The organism is Mesorhizobium sp. WSM4810 (assembly GCF_055811235.1).
This window is the reverse complement of record NZ_JBVVQV010000117.1, coordinates 1-326: the sequence shown is the minus strand read 5'-3', so window position 1 is coordinate 326 and position 326 is coordinate 1. Positions and strand designations below refer to the sequence as shown.

1 protein-coding gene is annotated in these 326 nt (G+C 62.0%); it reads left to right on the top strand.

Translation table 11 applies throughout. The features are described 5' to 3' along the window. Nucleotides 1–326 (top strand): TCP-1/cpn60 chaperonin family protein (locus AC0L3O_RS35555; RefSeq protein ID WP_473618172.1); only part of this gene is annotated, 326 nt, incomplete at both ends.

Here is a 326-nt window from a genome sequence, read left to right as displayed (position 1 = left end):
CAGTCGATCGTCCAGGAAGGCCACAAGGCGGTTGCCGCCGGCATGAACCCGATGGACCTGAAGCGCGGCATCGACCTCGCGGTTAGCGACGTCGTCGCGACGCTGATCAAGAACGCCAAGAAGATCAAGACCTCGGAAGAGGTTGCCCAGGTCGGCACCATCGCCGGCAATGGCGATGCTTCGGTCGGCTCGATGATCGCCGAAGCGATGCAGAAGGTCGGCAATGAGGGCGTCATCACGGTCGAGGAAGCCAAGACCGCCGAGACCGAACTCGAAGTCGTCGAAGGCATGCAGTTCGACCGCGGCTATCTCTCGCCCTACTTCGT